Source organism: Pseudomonas sp. FSL R10-0399, assembly GCF_009600165.1.
Classification (GTDB): domain Bacteria; phylum Pseudomonadota; class Gammaproteobacteria; order Pseudomonadales; family Pseudomonadaceae; genus Aquipseudomonas; species Aquipseudomonas helleri.
Window position 1 is genome coordinate 17226 of sequence record NZ_WIWK01000075.1, and the last position, 14488, is coordinate 31713.

Genomic DNA, 14488 nt, shown 5'->3' on the forward strand with positions numbered 1-14488 from the left:
ATCTTTTGATCTTAAAGGCAACGCCGTCACGCCACGGTCGGCTGAGTGAGGGATGCTTTCACAATAAACTTGTACAAACTATTTGTTTTGCACAAGAATTCGCACTCACTATCCTTGAGTGCATTCTGCAGATGAGAGCCACACCGCCATTGGACCGTAACGCCAAGCCTGGCCGGTTATGCCTGGTCCTGGGCGACCAGTTATCCTTCGACCTGGCCTCTCTGCAGGGGCTGGATAAAGAGCGCGATACAGTGCTGCTGGTCGAGGTGATGGAGGAAGCCAGCCATGTTCCCCACCACCCACAAAAAATCACCCTGATTTTCAGCGCGATGCGTCACTTTGCTGAAGCCTTGCGGCAGAGGGGCATCAAAGTGCAGTACGTGAAGCTGGATGATCCGGACAATACCGGTTCAGTGCCCAGTGAGTTACACCGCTGGCAAGCACAGTTTCAACCGCATGAAATTCACCTGACAGAATGCGGCGACTGGCGCCTGGAGCAATCCATCAAGGACTGCGGCCTGGTTGTACATTGGCATTGTGATGATCGCTTTCTGTGCTCACGTGCCGAGTTCTCTCGCTGGGCTCAGGGTAAAAAGCAGCTGCGCATGGAGTTCTTTTACCGCGAGATGCGTCGCAAGAGCCGGTTGTTGCTCAACGGTGACGGCAGCCCGGTTGGCGGCTCCTGGAACTTTGATGCAGAAAACCGCAAGGCATTGCCCAAGGGCGTCAGGGCCCCTTCGCCCGCCCGTTTCACCCCGGATGCAATCACCCAGGAGGTGCTGGCGCTGGTCGCAAAACACTTCTCGGATCACTATGGTGCCCTCGACACGTTCGATTATCCGGTGACTCACGCAGAAGCTCAGGCGCTTTGGGATTACTTCCTCGATTGGGGTTTGGCAGCTTTTGGCGACTATCAAGACGCCATGGCCAGCGATGAGCCCTTTCTGTTCCACGCCCGTATCAGCGCGGCGCTGAATATTGGCTTGCTGGATCTTCGCCAGCTGTGCAGCGATGTGGAGTCCGCATACTGGGCCGGCAATATTGCGCTCAACGCCGCCGAAGGTTTTATTCGGCAATTGATCGGCTGGCGTGAGTATGTGCGGGGCGTGTACTGGCTAAAGATGCCTGACTATGCCCATGGCAATGCCTTCGGCAATACCAGGCCGCTGCCAGAGTTCTACTGGACAGGCAACACGCAGATGAACTGCATGCGCCAAGCCATCAACCAGAGCCTTGAGCACGCCTACGCTCACCACATCCAACGGCTGATGGTCACCGGCAATTTCGCCCTGCTCGCCGGGGTCGCTCCAAATGCAATCTGCGAGTGGTATCTGGCGATCTATATGGACGCCTTCGACTGGGTCGAACTGCCCAACACGCTGGGTATGGTCATGCACGCTGATGGCGGCTATCTGGGTTCCAAACCCTATTGCGCGAGCGGCCAATACATCAAGCGCATGTCTGACTATTGCCGTGGCTGCGCCTACAAAGTGAGTGAAAGCACCACAGACGACGCCTGCCCGTTCAACGCGCTCTATTGGCACTTTTTGATGCGTCACGGCGACCGCCTGCGCGGCAATCAACGCATGGGCATGATCTACAAAAACCTCGACCGCATGCCTGAATCCAAACAGCAAGCGCTGTGGGACCGCGGCCAGTTGTTGCTCACTGCCTTGGACAACGGTGAGTCGTTGTGAAAAAAAGTGAGCTGCCAGTCAAAACCTGCGCCACCTGCGGGCTGCTGTTTACCTGGCGCAAAAAATGGGCTCGCTGCTGGGAAGATGTGCGCTACTGCTCGGAGCGTTGTCGACGGAGCAAGAAGAAGCCCGACAGCCTTTGACATGCGAAAAACAGGCAGGAGCTGGCGATCTTGTGGTCTTGGGGATTCGCCGCTCATCTGAGCGGCGGTCCTGCGGCACACATTGCAGCCTGCGATCCTTGTCAGCGACTACGTTGCTCGCCAATAAGAATGTCTTCAAAAAATGCCCCGACCGGTTCTGTGGGGTGACACAGCTGAATTTCCAGCACCCAGACCATTTCGCTCGGGACGATCTCGACCTCTGCCAGCTTGTCCTGCCCGAACAGGGCATGGGGGAAGTCGGCAATGCGGTGCCCGGCCAGGTTGCGTTCAAGGCGCCAGCCTTTGGTATGGGCACTTTTCTCTGCGAAATCATACAGCTCGCGCCCGGTTAGCCCGCGGTGCCAGGCGTCGCGGGTTTCGTCGAACACTTGGTGCAGCGCCTTGACGCAGTCCTCATACAGCCGGTGCTCACCGAAGACAAACGTGTCGCCATAATCACCTTCATAGCCGTCCCACACCGGGCCAAGGTCGACCACCGCGATGTCGGTGGCGCGCAGCTTGCGCTGTGGATCAATGCCTTGGCGCGGGGTGCGGATGGTGTCGTCGCCAAAACGTATATAGGTCGGGTGCCAGGTGTGGGATGCCCCCATGCTCTGCAAGGTCTGACTGGCCATATCAAGAGCTTGCGCGGTGGTCATGCCGACTTTCAATTGCTCAGCGATGGCGGCCAATGCCCGTACCGTTTGCGCACGAGCTGCGAGCATGCCATCCAGCGAATAGCGTGGGCCAACTTTCTCCAGCACCGGGTCCAATGCCTTCAATGATGAAGCTGGCGCTAATACACCGCTGGCAACGAAGGCTTCAGCGACAAAACGATGGGCCTGCACACCCGAAGCCAGGCAGGTTTCACGCACCTGATTGATCATCGCGCTATTGCCACAGGCATAGATTTGGCTATCGGCCCAGTTGTGCGGCTGTGCCTGCGCGACCTGCTGTACGCGTGCGTCTGTCGACAGCACCCGATGCCACTTAAAACGTGGATGGGCGCGGCTGGCCTGTTCCAGAAACTCAGTATCGTAGAAGTCTTCTGGCGCTGAATTACCCCAATACAAGGTAACTTCGGCATCACGGTCCAACGCCGTTAGCAGCATCGGCTTGATGCCGGCATACCCGGTCCCGGTGGCGAACAACACAACCGGGCGCTCATCCTCATGCTGCCAGGTGCACGCGCCGACAGGACCTTCCAGGGTGAGCACATCGCCCACTTGCAGGGCTGCCAGAATACCCTCGGAAAACAGTCCACCACTGACCTGACGAATATGAAACACACACTGACCCTGGTCCTGTGCAGGCAGATTGGCCACGGAGAAACAGCGGCTATCGCCCTCATCGAGGCGAAATCTGACGTACTGGCCGGCGCGTACTTCAAGGGGCTGAGCGGGCAGCAAGACCAGTTCGACAATATCCATGCTCAGTGCCCGCTTGCTGATCACCCGTGAGCTGACGTCCCGCACCGGCGCGTCCAACGACCAACCGGGTATTTCCAGGCGCATGTCACTGCAGGCATGGCTCTGGCACAGCAACATCTCGTCCGCCGCCAGCGGGTAGCAAGGGGCTGGAGCGTCTGGCGCGAGCTGCTTTGCGCGGTAGTGACCTGAAACCACCTTGACCTTGCACGACCCGCATGCACCACGCCTGCAAGAAAACGGCACCGAGAGACCGCTGGCCAGCATGGCGTCGAGGAGTAATTGATCGGCGGCTTGAAACGATTTGCCCGAGGGCAACAACTCTACGACATGGCGGTTCTGCATAAACACCTCAGGGCAATTGAGGTTCGATTGTTGCGTTAGACTAGGACCCCAAGAACCTCCAGTTTTGGATAATTTATATGGTCCAGCTTCGTAAATGGCGCCCGCTGCTCAAACTCGATGGCGCGCAACCGCAAGCGTCATACCGAAAGATCATCGAAGGGTTAGTGAGCGCGATTGTCGAAGGCCGTCTGCGCCCCGGTACGTTGTTGCCCGGCACGCGGGAAATGGCCCGTCTGCTGGACGTCAATCGCAAGACGGTGATCCTTGCCTACGAAGAGGCAGTGACCAAAGGCTGGTTGGTCAGCCTTCAGCGTCGCGGCACGTTCGTCAGCACGCAACTGGCGCCAGGAAAGGTTGCGGCCCCCAGTGCACCCACATCATTTGCCCTGGTGCTCAAGCCAACCCCTGCCGCGATCTATTTCGACCCGGGCGAGCAGGTCATCGCGTTGCAACATCAGGCCGGGGCGCTGTTTTTCGATAATGGTGCCTCTGACCATCGCTTGCTGCCCCAAGCAGTGCTGCACCGTTACTACCGCAACGCTTTGCGCAACAGCTTCACTACCAACACCGTGCGCCATGGCAGCGAGAGCAGCAGCCAGTACCTGCGCAAAGCCCTGGCCGAAATGCTGCGCCATAATCGCGGCCTGGCGGTGGACGCCCAGCAGATTTGCCTGACCCAAGGCGTACAGATGTCGCTGTATCTGACGGCCAGCGTGATGCTAAAACCCGGCGATGTGGTGGTGGTCGAACGCCTGAGCTACCCCCCGGCCTGGGAAATTTTCCGTCAGTTAGGCGCGCGATTGGTCACCGTGGACCTGGATGACGAAGGTTGCCGAATCGATCAGCTCGCAGACTTGTGCCGGCTGCACAGCGTGCGGATGGTCTATCTCACTCCTCACCACCAGTTCCCTACCACCGTCAGCCTGCGTGCCGGGCGTCGTCAGCAACTCCTGGAATTGGCCCGACTGCATGATTTCTGCATCATCGAAGAAGACTATGACCATGAGTACCACTTTGCCGGCCGCCCCTATTTGCCTCTGGCCAGCGACAGCGCGCAACGGCATGTGATCTACATCGGCTCGCTGTCCAAATCGTTGGGCAGCACATTTCGTTGCAGCTACATCGTTGCCCCGCCAAATCTCATCCAGGCCCTTGAGCATACCGCCGCGGTGACCTTGGGCCAGGGCGATGCCGTCATGCAGCGAATGCTGGCGGACTTGATCAACGACGGCGAACTGAAGAAGCATCTGCGCCGGGTCTCCAGAGAATACCGCCAGCGCCGGGACACGATGCTCAGTTGCCTGCGGGAAGCGTTTGCCGAGCAGATATCCGTGCAGGAACCGGAAGGAGGACTGGCGCTGTGGGTGAGGTTCGCTGACTCAATCGACGTGAACTTGCTGGTTGAAAAAGCCCTGGAGCTGGATCTGGTGATACGCAACGCTCGCCAGTTTTCGCCCGACGGTCACCCTGAAAACGCCCTGCGCCTGGGCTTTGCCTCGCTCAACCAGGAGGAAATCCGCAGCGCTACACAGCGCCTGGCCCAGGCGGCGCAGGCGATCAAGCGGTAAAACGCATTTGCAACACCTCTTTATCCACCCGGGTTTGCTCCGCAGCAATAACCCGACCGTCCGCCGCCACTGGTTGCATGAGCGGCAGCGGTTGCTGTGTCACGGTATCCAGCAGTCGTGAATGAGCTTCGTGCGGCTCGAACAGGTGCTGCTCCCCCCATTGGCGCAGCGCCACCACCAAGGTAAACAGGCTCTCGCCCTTGGCTGTCAGCACGTACTCCTGATACGACGTGCCATCGGATGCCGGGCGCACCTGCAAAATATCCGCTTCAACCAGCGCCTTGAGGCGCTGGGTCAGAACACTGCGGGCCACCCCCAGGCCACTTTGAAAATCGCCAAACCGGCGCACGCCATCGAAGGCGTCGCGCACGATCAATAATGACCAGCGATCTCCAATCAAGTCGACCGTTCGTGCTACAGGGCAGGTTTGCGCTGAAGGGTTGTGGGTTTTGCTCATGCCGGTTCCTTGGTGTGTGTCGGACATCAGATCGAATCAAAAAAGCAGTTTCATTTTAAGACTGATAGATCTAGAATCAAATCGGTCTTTTTTTGAGACTGGATTAACCAAAGGTTCGACTATGTCCATTGATCAATGCCTGTCCACCCGCCCCTTGACGCCTGGACCCGCGAATACGCCCATGCCGCGCAGCCTGGTGGGGCTGTTTGCCTGCGCGAGCGGGTTGAGCGTCGCTAACGTCTATTATGCCCAACCGTTACTGGATCAAGTGGCCGCCGATTTTGCCATTAGCCAGGCTGCGGTTGGCGGTGTCATCACTGCTACTCAAGTCGGCAGCGTACTCGCGTTGCTGCTGATTGTGCCGCTGGGCGACCAGATGGACCGTCGTTCCTTGATGTTGATGCAGATTGTCGCCCTGATCGGCGCACTGTTCTGTGTAGGCATGACGCACTCCCCGACGGTGATGTTAGTCAGCATGCTGGCCATCGGTCTTATGGGCACGGCCATGACCCAAGGCCTGATTGCCTATGCCGCGACGGCCTGTTTGCCGCAAGAGCGCGGGCGCGTAGTGGGGACAGTTCAAGGCGGGGTCGTTATCGGTCTGCTGCTGTCACGGCTGGCCGCCGGATTGATCGCGGACATGGCCGGTTGGCGCTGGGTGTATCTGGGCGCGGCGCTGGTGATGGTGGCGCTGGCGGTTACGCTCTGCAGATCGCTGGTTTCGCAGCGTCCTTCTACGCCTCCCATGCCCTACCCGAAGCTGGTGTTTTCAATGTTCACGTTATTGAAAAACGATCGCGTCCTGCAAATCCGCGGCATGCTTGCGCTGTTTATATTTGCGGTGCTGAGCATCTTCTGGAGCGCGCTGGTTTTTCTGCTGACGAGCCCGCCCTACTCCTTTTCGCATACCACCATCGGCACCTTTGGTCTGGTCGGTGTGGTCGGTGCTTTGGCGGCGGCACGTGCAGGCGTGTTGGCGGACAAAGGGCTGGGTCAATGGACCACCGGTTTATCACTGGCGCTGCTGATACTGGCCTGGCTGATGCTTGCGCTCACCCCTTGGTCCATCCTGTGGCTGGTCCTTGGCGTGGTGGTGCTGGACCTCGGCGCCCAAGCCATTCATGTCACCAATCAGAGCATGATTTTCAGTACCAGCACGGGTGCGCACAGCCGGGTGGTTGGCTGCTACATGCTGTTTTATGCCGTGGGCAGCGGCCTCGGCGCACTCGCCTCGACCACCCTCTACACACTGTATGGGTGGACGGGCGTTTGCGCGCTGGGCGCCAGCGTCAGTCTGGCAGCGCTGGTGTTTTGGGGGCTGACGCTAAAAGCCACTCAAAGCACTTGATAGCGACTTTGCACAAAGCCGTTATCGGACATCGCCGAGTCGATCAGGCGTAATTTTTGTTCGGTGCCCAGCGGGCCAAACAAGGGGATACCCCGGCCCAGCAACACGGGAATGCGGGTGATGACGAGCTCATTGATCAGGCCTGCCGCAAGAAAAGCCTGAACGGTCTGCCCACCGTCGATGTACAGATGCTTCATACCGCGAGCCGCCAACTGCGCCACGATATCGGCCGGCTCGCCTGCCAATACTTCAACCTTGCCTTGCAAGGGTTCAGGCAGGCTCACGCCTAGACGGGAAAGCACGATGACTGCTTTATCCGCATAAGGCCACTCAGGAAATGACAGCACCTTGTCCAGGGTTTTGCGCCCCATGACCAACGCATCGATGCTGCTCATAAAGTCTTCGTAGCTGAGGCCATTCAACGCAGGGCACTCATACTCAGGCGAGTGCAGCCACTCAATATCGCCATCTTCCCGCGCGATAAAACCGTCTACGCTGGCGGCGATAAACACCGAGCATTTGATATCCATAACCTGCAGCTCCTTTTTTTTTTGGGCGCCGTTTATAGCATGAACGGCACCACGAAAGCTGCGCTGATTAGCGCGATAGCGCTGAGCTTAGTCCCTCGCAGACGCTGATCGCTGCACGGCGATGCACTTGATCTCCACCAGTAAACCGGGCTTGGCCAGTTCACTGACGCCAATACAGGTCCATGCGCAGGTGTTGCGGGGGAACAGGCTGTCTTTCACCTGCCTGAACAACGGCATGTGCTGGTTCATGTCGATGTGATAGGTGGTCATTTCGACCACATCCTCAAAGCCACAGCCACCGGCTGCGAGCACCTGGCGAAGGTTTCCCCAGGCGGCCAGAAACTGTTGCTCGGGGTCTTCTATCACCACTAAATCCGCCGTGCGCCCGACCTGACCTGCGCAATACAGCGTTGTGCCGACTTTTACCGCAGGCGCATAACCGGTGCGCTCAGCCAGCAATTTCATGGTGTCTGGAACGATGATCTGGCGATCACTCATGGTGTTCACTCCCAACCCACCGCTTTGGCGATGGGCGCAGCTTGCTGGCAAACGTTAACAGGACTCAAGGTTCCTGACGGGTTGGCGCAATGACGATTTCGCGAATACACACGCCTTGCGGCTGTGAATAGGCGTAGCTGATGGCTCTGGCGACATCTTCCGGCGACAGAACAACACCGCCCATGCCTTGCTTCCACTCTTGATAGCCGTCCTTGATGCTTTCGTCAGTGGTGTGGCCCAGCAGCTCAGTTTCTACCGCACCTGGCGCGATGGTCACGACCCGCACGTTGCTTGGTGAGAGTTCTTCGCGCAGGTTTTCGGACAACCCGTGGACCGCAAATTTGGTGCCCACATAGACGGCATGATTCGGGAAGGTTTTATGCCCGGCCACTGAACCGATGTTGATGATGGTGCCGTGCTTGCGCGCAACCATGCCGCTTGCCACAGCCAGTACGCCGTTGAGCAGGCCGCGTACGTTGACGTCGAGCATCGTGTCCCATTGAGACGGGTCCTGTTCGCTCATGCTGCCCAGCAGCATCACGCCCGCATTGTTGACGATGGCATCCACCGGGCCGAATTGTTCTTCGGCCTGTTTCACCGCGTTAACCACCGCCTCACGGTCGGTCACGTCTACCGACAAGACCAGCGTATTGGGCAGTTGCAGCGCCAGCATGGGTTCCAGTCGGCGGGCCAGCAGCAACAATGGGTGGCCTTCGCTCGAGAGCAGACGTGCGGTTGCCAGGCCAATCCCGGAGCTCGCACCCGTGATAACGATCAGAGGTTTTGAAGTAGTAGTCATAGCAGGTGCTGCCCCTCAGGTTTCCAAAAGACCGATGTCTATCAGCGAATCAAGGTCGCCATTTTAGAGACCCAAGATCACAAAAAAAAGTTTTCGTCGCTCTGAACGCAGAGCAATCGACGACACCTTGAACCACTTGGCAAATTGACAACGCGGCCTCAGATCCGATGAACAACTACCCGTAGCAGTTGACGAGCTTTGCGAGGCTACGTCCGGCTGCGCAGCAGTCGTAAAACCATGCTCTGCGGTGTGTCAGTTGAACCTGAGACGTAGCCTCGCAGTGCTCGTCAACTGCTACGAAGGGTTGGGATGCTCTTTTCAAAGCGGATATCACCCTCGGGCAGATTCTTCACAGGCTGCCAGCCAAGTGCTCGATAAAAGCCATTGGCGCGGCTGGCTTCAGCGGTTTCCAGCCATATCGTGGAGTGCTGCTCAAACAGAAAAGCCTCCGCTTTCGCCATCAACAGGCGACCCATACCGAGCCCCTCGTAGTCCGGCAGAACGAAGGCGGCAAACACACACGCGTCTTGCAGATCAGCCATGGAAAAACCGACGGGGGTGCCATCGACCTCGGCAACCCAAATGCAAGGTGCGTTCGCAATGACTTCGCGGATAGCCTCTGGCGTCACACCGATGTCTGCCAATTGCTCATGTGACAAATGGTTTTCCCGAACACGGGTTCGAATATCAAAAATGGTGTCGATATCGCCGACATTGGCAACTCTTATGATTTTTTTCATAGCCTGTTAACTCCCATGCAGGTCATTAATCCCCTCACAGCGTCGCTAGCGCCCTAAGTCCAACCATTGCGCCAAGCCCCGACAGGCAAACAATGCCGACGGCATACGCGACGGTTCGCCAAGGCTGCCACCCTGCCAGATAGCACACAGAGTGCAACACGCGCGCCACGCTGAACACGCAGAATAGCCAAATCGTGGCACCACTCGACGTCTCCAATGCACAACACAAACCGCCCAATACAAAGAACAAAGGGATGTTCTCCAGATCGTTAGCCCAGGCTTTCGCGGCGCGTGCGACTTGCGGCAATTCCTTCGGGCTGACCGGGCGGTTGAAGTAACCTGCGTCTTCACGATTGGTAAAGGCCAGGGACTTGATGCGATAGAAGCCTTGATAGCAGGAAAGCGCAAACATCTTCACGCACAGCACCACCACGCAGAGCGCGTAGACACTCAACACGCCGCTCATGGCTGCGCCCTGTCTTTAAAACCATTGACCACGATGTACAGCAACGGGCCGATGGATACGAATACAGCCGTCAGCATGAAGTAAGGCAACAGCGAGACCTTAGAGCGGCCCTGCCGTTGCGCATCCCGGTACATCCATACGCACGCCAGGGCCGCCATCAAATAGAGGTCAATCACCACTTGAGCGGTGTCGGGGCTGGACATCAGTACCAGGCCAAACTCAATCAGTGGCTGATCTGCCAACCACAGGGTATAGGCCGTGTACACAGAGAAACCCAGTAAAGCGACAAGGGCGAGATACGGTCTTTTCATGTCTTCATCCTGGAAAACTGCAACGGCTGATGGGAGGCCCACGTTAGTGATACTTTTGCCTGCTCAGCAATGACCTCCCAGGTCATGGACTAATCCCGTTTGCACTGCCAGAGTTCGCCCATGAGCAGCCCACCGATTCAGCGCACCCCGCCCACGATCACCGCCGGCCCACTGTTGCGTGAGCTTCGCCGCCACGCCCGCTTGAGCCAGCTTGAGCTGTCCCTGATCACCGGGGTTTCCCAGCGCCATCTAAGTTGCATCGAAACCGGGCGGGCCAAGCCGAGCCCCGCCACGCTGCATCATTTATTGATGGCCCTCGAAGCGCCCCTTGAGCAGTGCAACAGTGTTTTTCTGGCGGCGGGTTATGCGCCCCGCTATGAAGCCACCCCGCTGGCCTCTCCCGCCATGGAGGCGGTACGCGAGGCCATCACCCATGTCTTGCATGCCAACAACCCGGCCCCGGCCATTGTGCTGGGCAGCCACTGGGAAGTGCTGGCCGCCAATGCCAGCACTCAAGTGCTGTTCGACCTTGTCGGCCTGCCGAGTGATTCGGCACATGGGTTGAACCTGTTAGTCACCCTGCTACAGCCCGGCGGGCTGGGTGATCATTTGATCAATGCCGACGAAATCCGCCATGTTGCCTGGCAGCGGGCAAGCCGCGAGGCATTGGACAACCCCGCCCTGGCCAGAATACTGGAGCGCCTGCCCGCACCAGACGCCCCTGAAACAGGCCCCGGCGAACTCCCCCCGCTGGTGTTGACGCGCATTAAATACCCGCAGGGCGAGCTGAACTTTATGTCCACGTTCACCACCTTCGGCATGCCGCTCGACATCACCGTCACGTCTCTGCGCATCGAACATTTGATTCCGGCGGATACACATACCTGGCAAGTCATGACAGCGGCATACGAGCAATCGCGCCTTTAGCCCAACTGTACCTTCGCCCAAACAATGCCTATGTAGGAATTAACCGTCAGACAAAAACATCATCACAGGTAAGTCCGCTCCTGATTTTTGCTAGATGGTTGTGACTGCATAGCCCCCTGCCTAGACTCACTTCATGTAGGGATAAGTACTCACTGCACAGTTATTCAACCTGAAACTGTCCACTCATAAAACCTCACACTTGTTAGTTGCAGGAAGTTTCTTACAAATACTTCCTGCAACTAACCACCCAAACTCAACCCTTTATTAATCGGTATCGCCATGTCCTTGAAAGATCGCTTTGCGAAAGAACTTCGCGACCTCCAGGAGTTGGGGCGCGAGTTTGCTGAGGACAACCCGCAGTTGGCACCTTTTCTGGGGCCGGGAGCCAGCGACCCGGATGTAGCGCGCTTGATGGAGGGCTTCGCTTTTTTGACCGCCAAGCTGGCGATGAAGATTGAAGATGATCTGCCCGAACTCACTCACCCGCTGCTGCAAATGGTCGCCCCGAATGCTCTGCGACCATTGCCCAGCACCACGCTCATGCGCTTTGAACCGGTGCAACATGCGCTCAGCGGCTCGCAGATCATCCCCAAGGGCACACTGTTGCATGCCAAGCCGGTCAATGGTGTGAACTGTACCTTCCGCACCTGTACCGACGTGCACCTGCACCCGATGGTGGTCAGCAGCGCCAGTGTCTCCCACAGCGTGCAAAAGTCCGTTATCAACCTTGAGCTGCAAGCTCTATCGCAACAGCCCTGGAACCAGATCAACTGCGACCGGCTGGATTTCCACCTCGGCGTCAATAGCGCCAACGCGGTGGTGCTGTACCAATGGCTCTCACAGCACCTCAAGAGAATCAGCCTGGGCATCGGTGATCATCAACTCAGCTTGCCGCCAAATATCTTGAGTTTTGCCGGCTTCGAACCCGATGACGCACTGCTGCCTGGCTTTGCTCCACACCAGAACGGCTATCGCCTGCTGCAGGAATATTTCTGTTTTCCCGAGCGTTTCCATGGATTCACGCTCAAAGGCCTGAAGCGCCATTGGCCCGAAAAAACCAGCGAAACCGTGCGCCTGGAGCTGCATTTTTCAAAACCGCTGCCCGCTTCAGTAGAGATCAGCCCCGAGACGTTCTGCCTGTACTGCACCCCAGCCATCAACCTGTTTGAGCACCCGGCCGAGCCAATCCTGCTGGACGGTGCAGAACTTAATCAAATCGTACGCCCGCGCACCCGGCGCCCGGAGGCTTACAGTATTTTCAGCGTTGATCAGGTGAGCGCCCGTCAGCGTGACCCCGAGTCACTACAGCCCGAGCGGCGTTTCGAACCTTACCAGTCGCTGGCCCATCGCGTCGAAACCGCCAGCGAACAAGAAGCGGCCTATTACAACCTGGCGATTGAGCCCGAGCTGCTGACGCAACAGGCCAGGCATACCCTCAGCCTGATACATGGCAATCAGCGCCCTTACCTGGGCCAGCGCGAAGAACTCAATATTGCCTTGACCTGCACCAACAATGACGTGCCCCAGCAACTGGAAATCGGCGATATCTGCCTGGTGACCCAAACAACACCGGCCTTTGCCACTTACCGCAACCTGACCCGGCCGACACCTCAATACCCGCCCGTGTTTGACGGTGAAACGCATTGGGCGCTGATCTCCAACCTTTCGCTGAACCGACTGTCCCTCACCTCACCCGCCGCGTTGAAGGCCGTGTTGCAGGTCTACGACTTCATCGCCCCCCATGACCTGCAGCATCAGCGGGCCACCCAGCACCGCTTGAACGGCATCAAAAAGGTCAGCAACCAGCCCATAGACTATGTGTTCAAGGGCATCCCGATGCGGGGCAGCCAAACCACGCTCTATGTCGATCCGGCAGCCTTCAGTGGCGAGGGCGATTTACAAGTCTTCGGCAGTGTCCTGTCGCACTTTATGGCGCTATACGCCAGCAACCAGTCTTTTCACCTTTTACACATGGTCAATATTGCCCGCGATACCGCATTCACCTGGCCTGTTCAAACTGGCCAACAAGCCAATATTTAAACGTGTTAATGGGTGTTTATTTATAAATAACAGACCTGACGCATAAACAGGTGATTCAAGCCTAACAGGCGTACCTACAAACACTTGCACGTTTATTTAACCGTGGGCACTTACATGCCCGAATATTCATTATTCAAACCTGCCCACGCACTTAATTTGCGGGAGTCATCATGCCCTCTTCACAGGATGTGCGGTTTACATTCAGTTCAACAGCCGACATTGCCTTTGATGTGGTGTCATTTGAACTGAGCGAAGGCATCTCTGAACTTTTCTGTTTAAACGTTGAATTGATCAGTGAATCCGCCAATGCCGACTTCGCCACCCTGCTGGACAAACCCGCCACACTGACCCTCTTTCAGGGCGGTATGCCCGTGCGGTACGTACACGGCCTGATCAGCCAGTTCGAGCAAGGCAAGACCGGCTTTCGTCGCACCTGGTATCGCGCCCGCATCGAGCCCGAGCTGGCCCGCGCCAACCTGCAATCGGACTGGCGGATTTTCCAGCAGCGCAGCGTGCCGCAGATCCTCCAGCAGTTGTTCAAGGATCGCCACTGGGGCGCGTGTACCCAACGCCTGACTGAACCCCATCAAACACGTGAGTTCTGCGTTCAGGCTGGCGAGCTGGACCTGGCGTTTTATCAGCGCCTGGCCGCCGAAGAAGGCCTGCTGTCGATCTTCCAGCACAGTGAAGCCGGGCATTCGTTGATCCTGGCTGACCACATTGCCACCTTCGGCATTTTGCAGGATGAGCCGTTGGTGTACGCGCCCAACCCCGGCGGCGATCCCGCGCAACCGGCACTGCACAGTTTTACCTACCGCGAACAGGTACGGAGCAGCGAGCAGACCCAGCGCGATTACACCTTCACCCACCCTCGTTACAACCTGGAACAACAAGAACAGGCGATGCATCTGGACCATCAATCCAGCGGCTATGAACGCTACGACTACCCCGGTCGTTACAAACATGACAACGCCGGTAAACCCTTCACCCGCACCCGCCTGCTGGCCTTGCGCAGCGATGCGCGCACGGTTGAAGTGACGGGTGATGATGCACGGCTGGTGCCGGGTTTGGCCTTTGATCTGGTCGGCCACCCGCGTGAAGACATGAATATCGGTTGGCGCGCCGTGCACATCCACCACAGCGGGCAGCAGCACACCGCCCTGGAAGAAGAGTCCGCCGACAGCCGTGTCGG

General features: G+C 57.7%; 15 protein-coding genes. 7 read left to right on the forward strand and 8 right to left on the reverse strand.

Translation table 11 applies throughout. From position 1 onward, the window contains the following. Nucleotides 1–131 precede the first annotated feature (131 nt). Together GHO41_RS19580 and GHO41_RS19585 are read left to right on the forward strand one after the other, a co-directional pair. A complete protein-coding gene (locus tag GHO41_RS19580; RefSeq protein WP_153434406.1) occupies nt 132–1697 on the forward strand; it encodes a cryptochrome/photolyase family protein in 1566 nt (521 codons plus the stop codon). Then, a complete protein-coding gene (locus GHO41_RS19585) occupies nt 1694–1840 on the forward strand; it encodes a DUF2256 domain-containing protein (RefSeq protein WP_082148800.1) in 147 nt (48 codons plus the stop codon). The genes GHO41_RS19580 and GHO41_RS19585 overlap by 4 nt, the downstream gene beginning before the upstream one ends. Nucleotides 1841–1941: 101 nt before the next feature. Here GHO41_RS19585 and GHO41_RS19590 read toward each other — a convergent pair whose 3' ends face one another. Further along, nucleotides 1942–3612, reverse strand: coding sequence for an NAD(P)H dependent flavin oxidoreductase family protein (locus GHO41_RS19590; RefSeq protein WP_153434407.1), 1671 nt, complete (start codon nt 3610–3612; stop codon nt 1942–1944). Nucleotides 3613–3689: 77 nt separating this feature from the next. Here GHO41_RS19590 and GHO41_RS19595 point away from each other — a divergent pair, with 77 nt between their 5' ends. Beyond that, complete coding sequence (locus GHO41_RS19595; protein ID WP_153330237.1) at nt 3690–5180, forward strand: PLP-dependent aminotransferase family protein; 1491 nt, start codon at nt 3690–3692, stop codon at nt 5178–5180. On the opposite strand, the gene GHO41_RS19600 is transcribed toward GHO41_RS19595, so the two are convergent. Continuing rightward, nucleotides 5170–5637: a helix-turn-helix domain-containing protein gene (locus GHO41_RS19600; RefSeq protein WP_153434408.1), complete on the reverse strand. Its 468-nt coding sequence runs from the start codon at nt 5635–5637 to the stop codon at nt 5170–5172. The genes GHO41_RS19595 and GHO41_RS19600 overlap by 11 nt on opposite strands. Nucleotides 5638–5758: 121 nt before the next feature. Between GHO41_RS19600 and GHO41_RS19605 the strand changes: the two genes are divergently transcribed. Further along, nucleotides 5759–6985: an MFS transporter gene (locus GHO41_RS19605; RefSeq protein WP_153434409.1), complete on the forward strand. Its 1227-nt coding sequence runs from the start codon at nt 5759–5761 to the stop codon at nt 6983–6985. On the opposite strand, the gene GHO41_RS19610 is transcribed toward GHO41_RS19605, so the two are convergent. From GHO41_RS19610 to GHO41_RS19635, 6 genes are all read right to left on the reverse strand, one after another. After that, nucleotides 6973–7515 carry a dihydrofolate reductase family protein gene (locus GHO41_RS19610; RefSeq protein WP_048373459.1) on the reverse strand — a complete coding sequence of 181 codons (543 nt, stop codon included), beginning with the start codon at nt 7513–7515 and terminating at the stop codon, nt 6973–6975. The genes GHO41_RS19605 and GHO41_RS19610 overlap by 13 nt on opposite strands. An 87-nt stretch (nt 7516–7602) precedes the next feature. Beyond that, on the reverse strand, nt 7603–8013 hold the full coding sequence (locus tag GHO41_RS19615; RefSeq protein WP_153434410.1) for a RidA family protein: 411 nt from the start codon (nt 8011–8013) through the stop codon (nt 7603–7605). A gap of 64 nt (nt 8014–8077) precedes the next feature. Beyond that, nucleotides 8078–8812 carry an SDR family oxidoreductase gene (locus GHO41_RS19620; RefSeq protein ID WP_153350636.1) on the reverse strand — a complete coding sequence of 245 codons (735 nt, stop codon included), beginning with the start codon at nt 8810–8812 and terminating at the stop codon, nt 8078–8080. Nucleotides 8813–9099: 287 nt separating this feature from the next. After that, a complete protein-coding gene (locus GHO41_RS19625) occupies nt 9100–9552 on the reverse strand; it encodes a GNAT family N-acetyltransferase (protein WP_153434411.1) in 453 nt (150 codons plus the stop codon). Between the two features lie 34 nt (nt 9553–9586). After that, nucleotides 9587–10018: an MAPEG family protein gene (locus GHO41_RS19630; protein ID WP_153389740.1), complete on the reverse strand. Its 432-nt coding sequence runs from the start codon at nt 10016–10018 to the stop codon at nt 9587–9589. Next, nucleotides 10015–10329 carry a DUF2834 domain-containing protein gene (locus tag GHO41_RS19635; protein WP_153434412.1) on the reverse strand — a complete coding sequence of 105 codons (315 nt, stop codon included), beginning with the start codon at nt 10327–10329 and terminating at the stop codon, nt 10015–10017. The genes GHO41_RS19630 and GHO41_RS19635 overlap by 4 nt, the downstream gene beginning before the upstream one ends. Nucleotides 10330–10449: 120 nt before the next feature. Here GHO41_RS19635 and GHO41_RS19640 point away from each other — a divergent pair, with 120 nt between their 5' ends. The 3 genes from GHO41_RS19640 to GHO41_RS19650 all read left to right on the forward strand — a co-directional run. Further along, a complete protein-coding gene (locus GHO41_RS19640; RefSeq protein WP_153434413.1) occupies nt 10450–11256 on the forward strand; it encodes a helix-turn-helix domain-containing protein in 807 nt (268 codons plus the stop codon). A gap of 279 nt (nt 11257–11535) precedes the next feature. After that, complete coding sequence (gene tssF, locus GHO41_RS19645) at nt 11536–13296, forward strand: type VI secretion system baseplate subunit TssF (RefSeq protein ID WP_153434414.1); 1761 nt, start codon at nt 11536–11538, stop codon at nt 13294–13296. A 170-nt stretch (nt 13297–13466) separates the two neighbouring features. Beyond that, a partial coding sequence (locus GHO41_RS19650; protein WP_153434415.1) for a type VI secretion system Vgr family protein occupies nt 13467–14488 on the forward strand: 1022 nt, incomplete at its 3' end.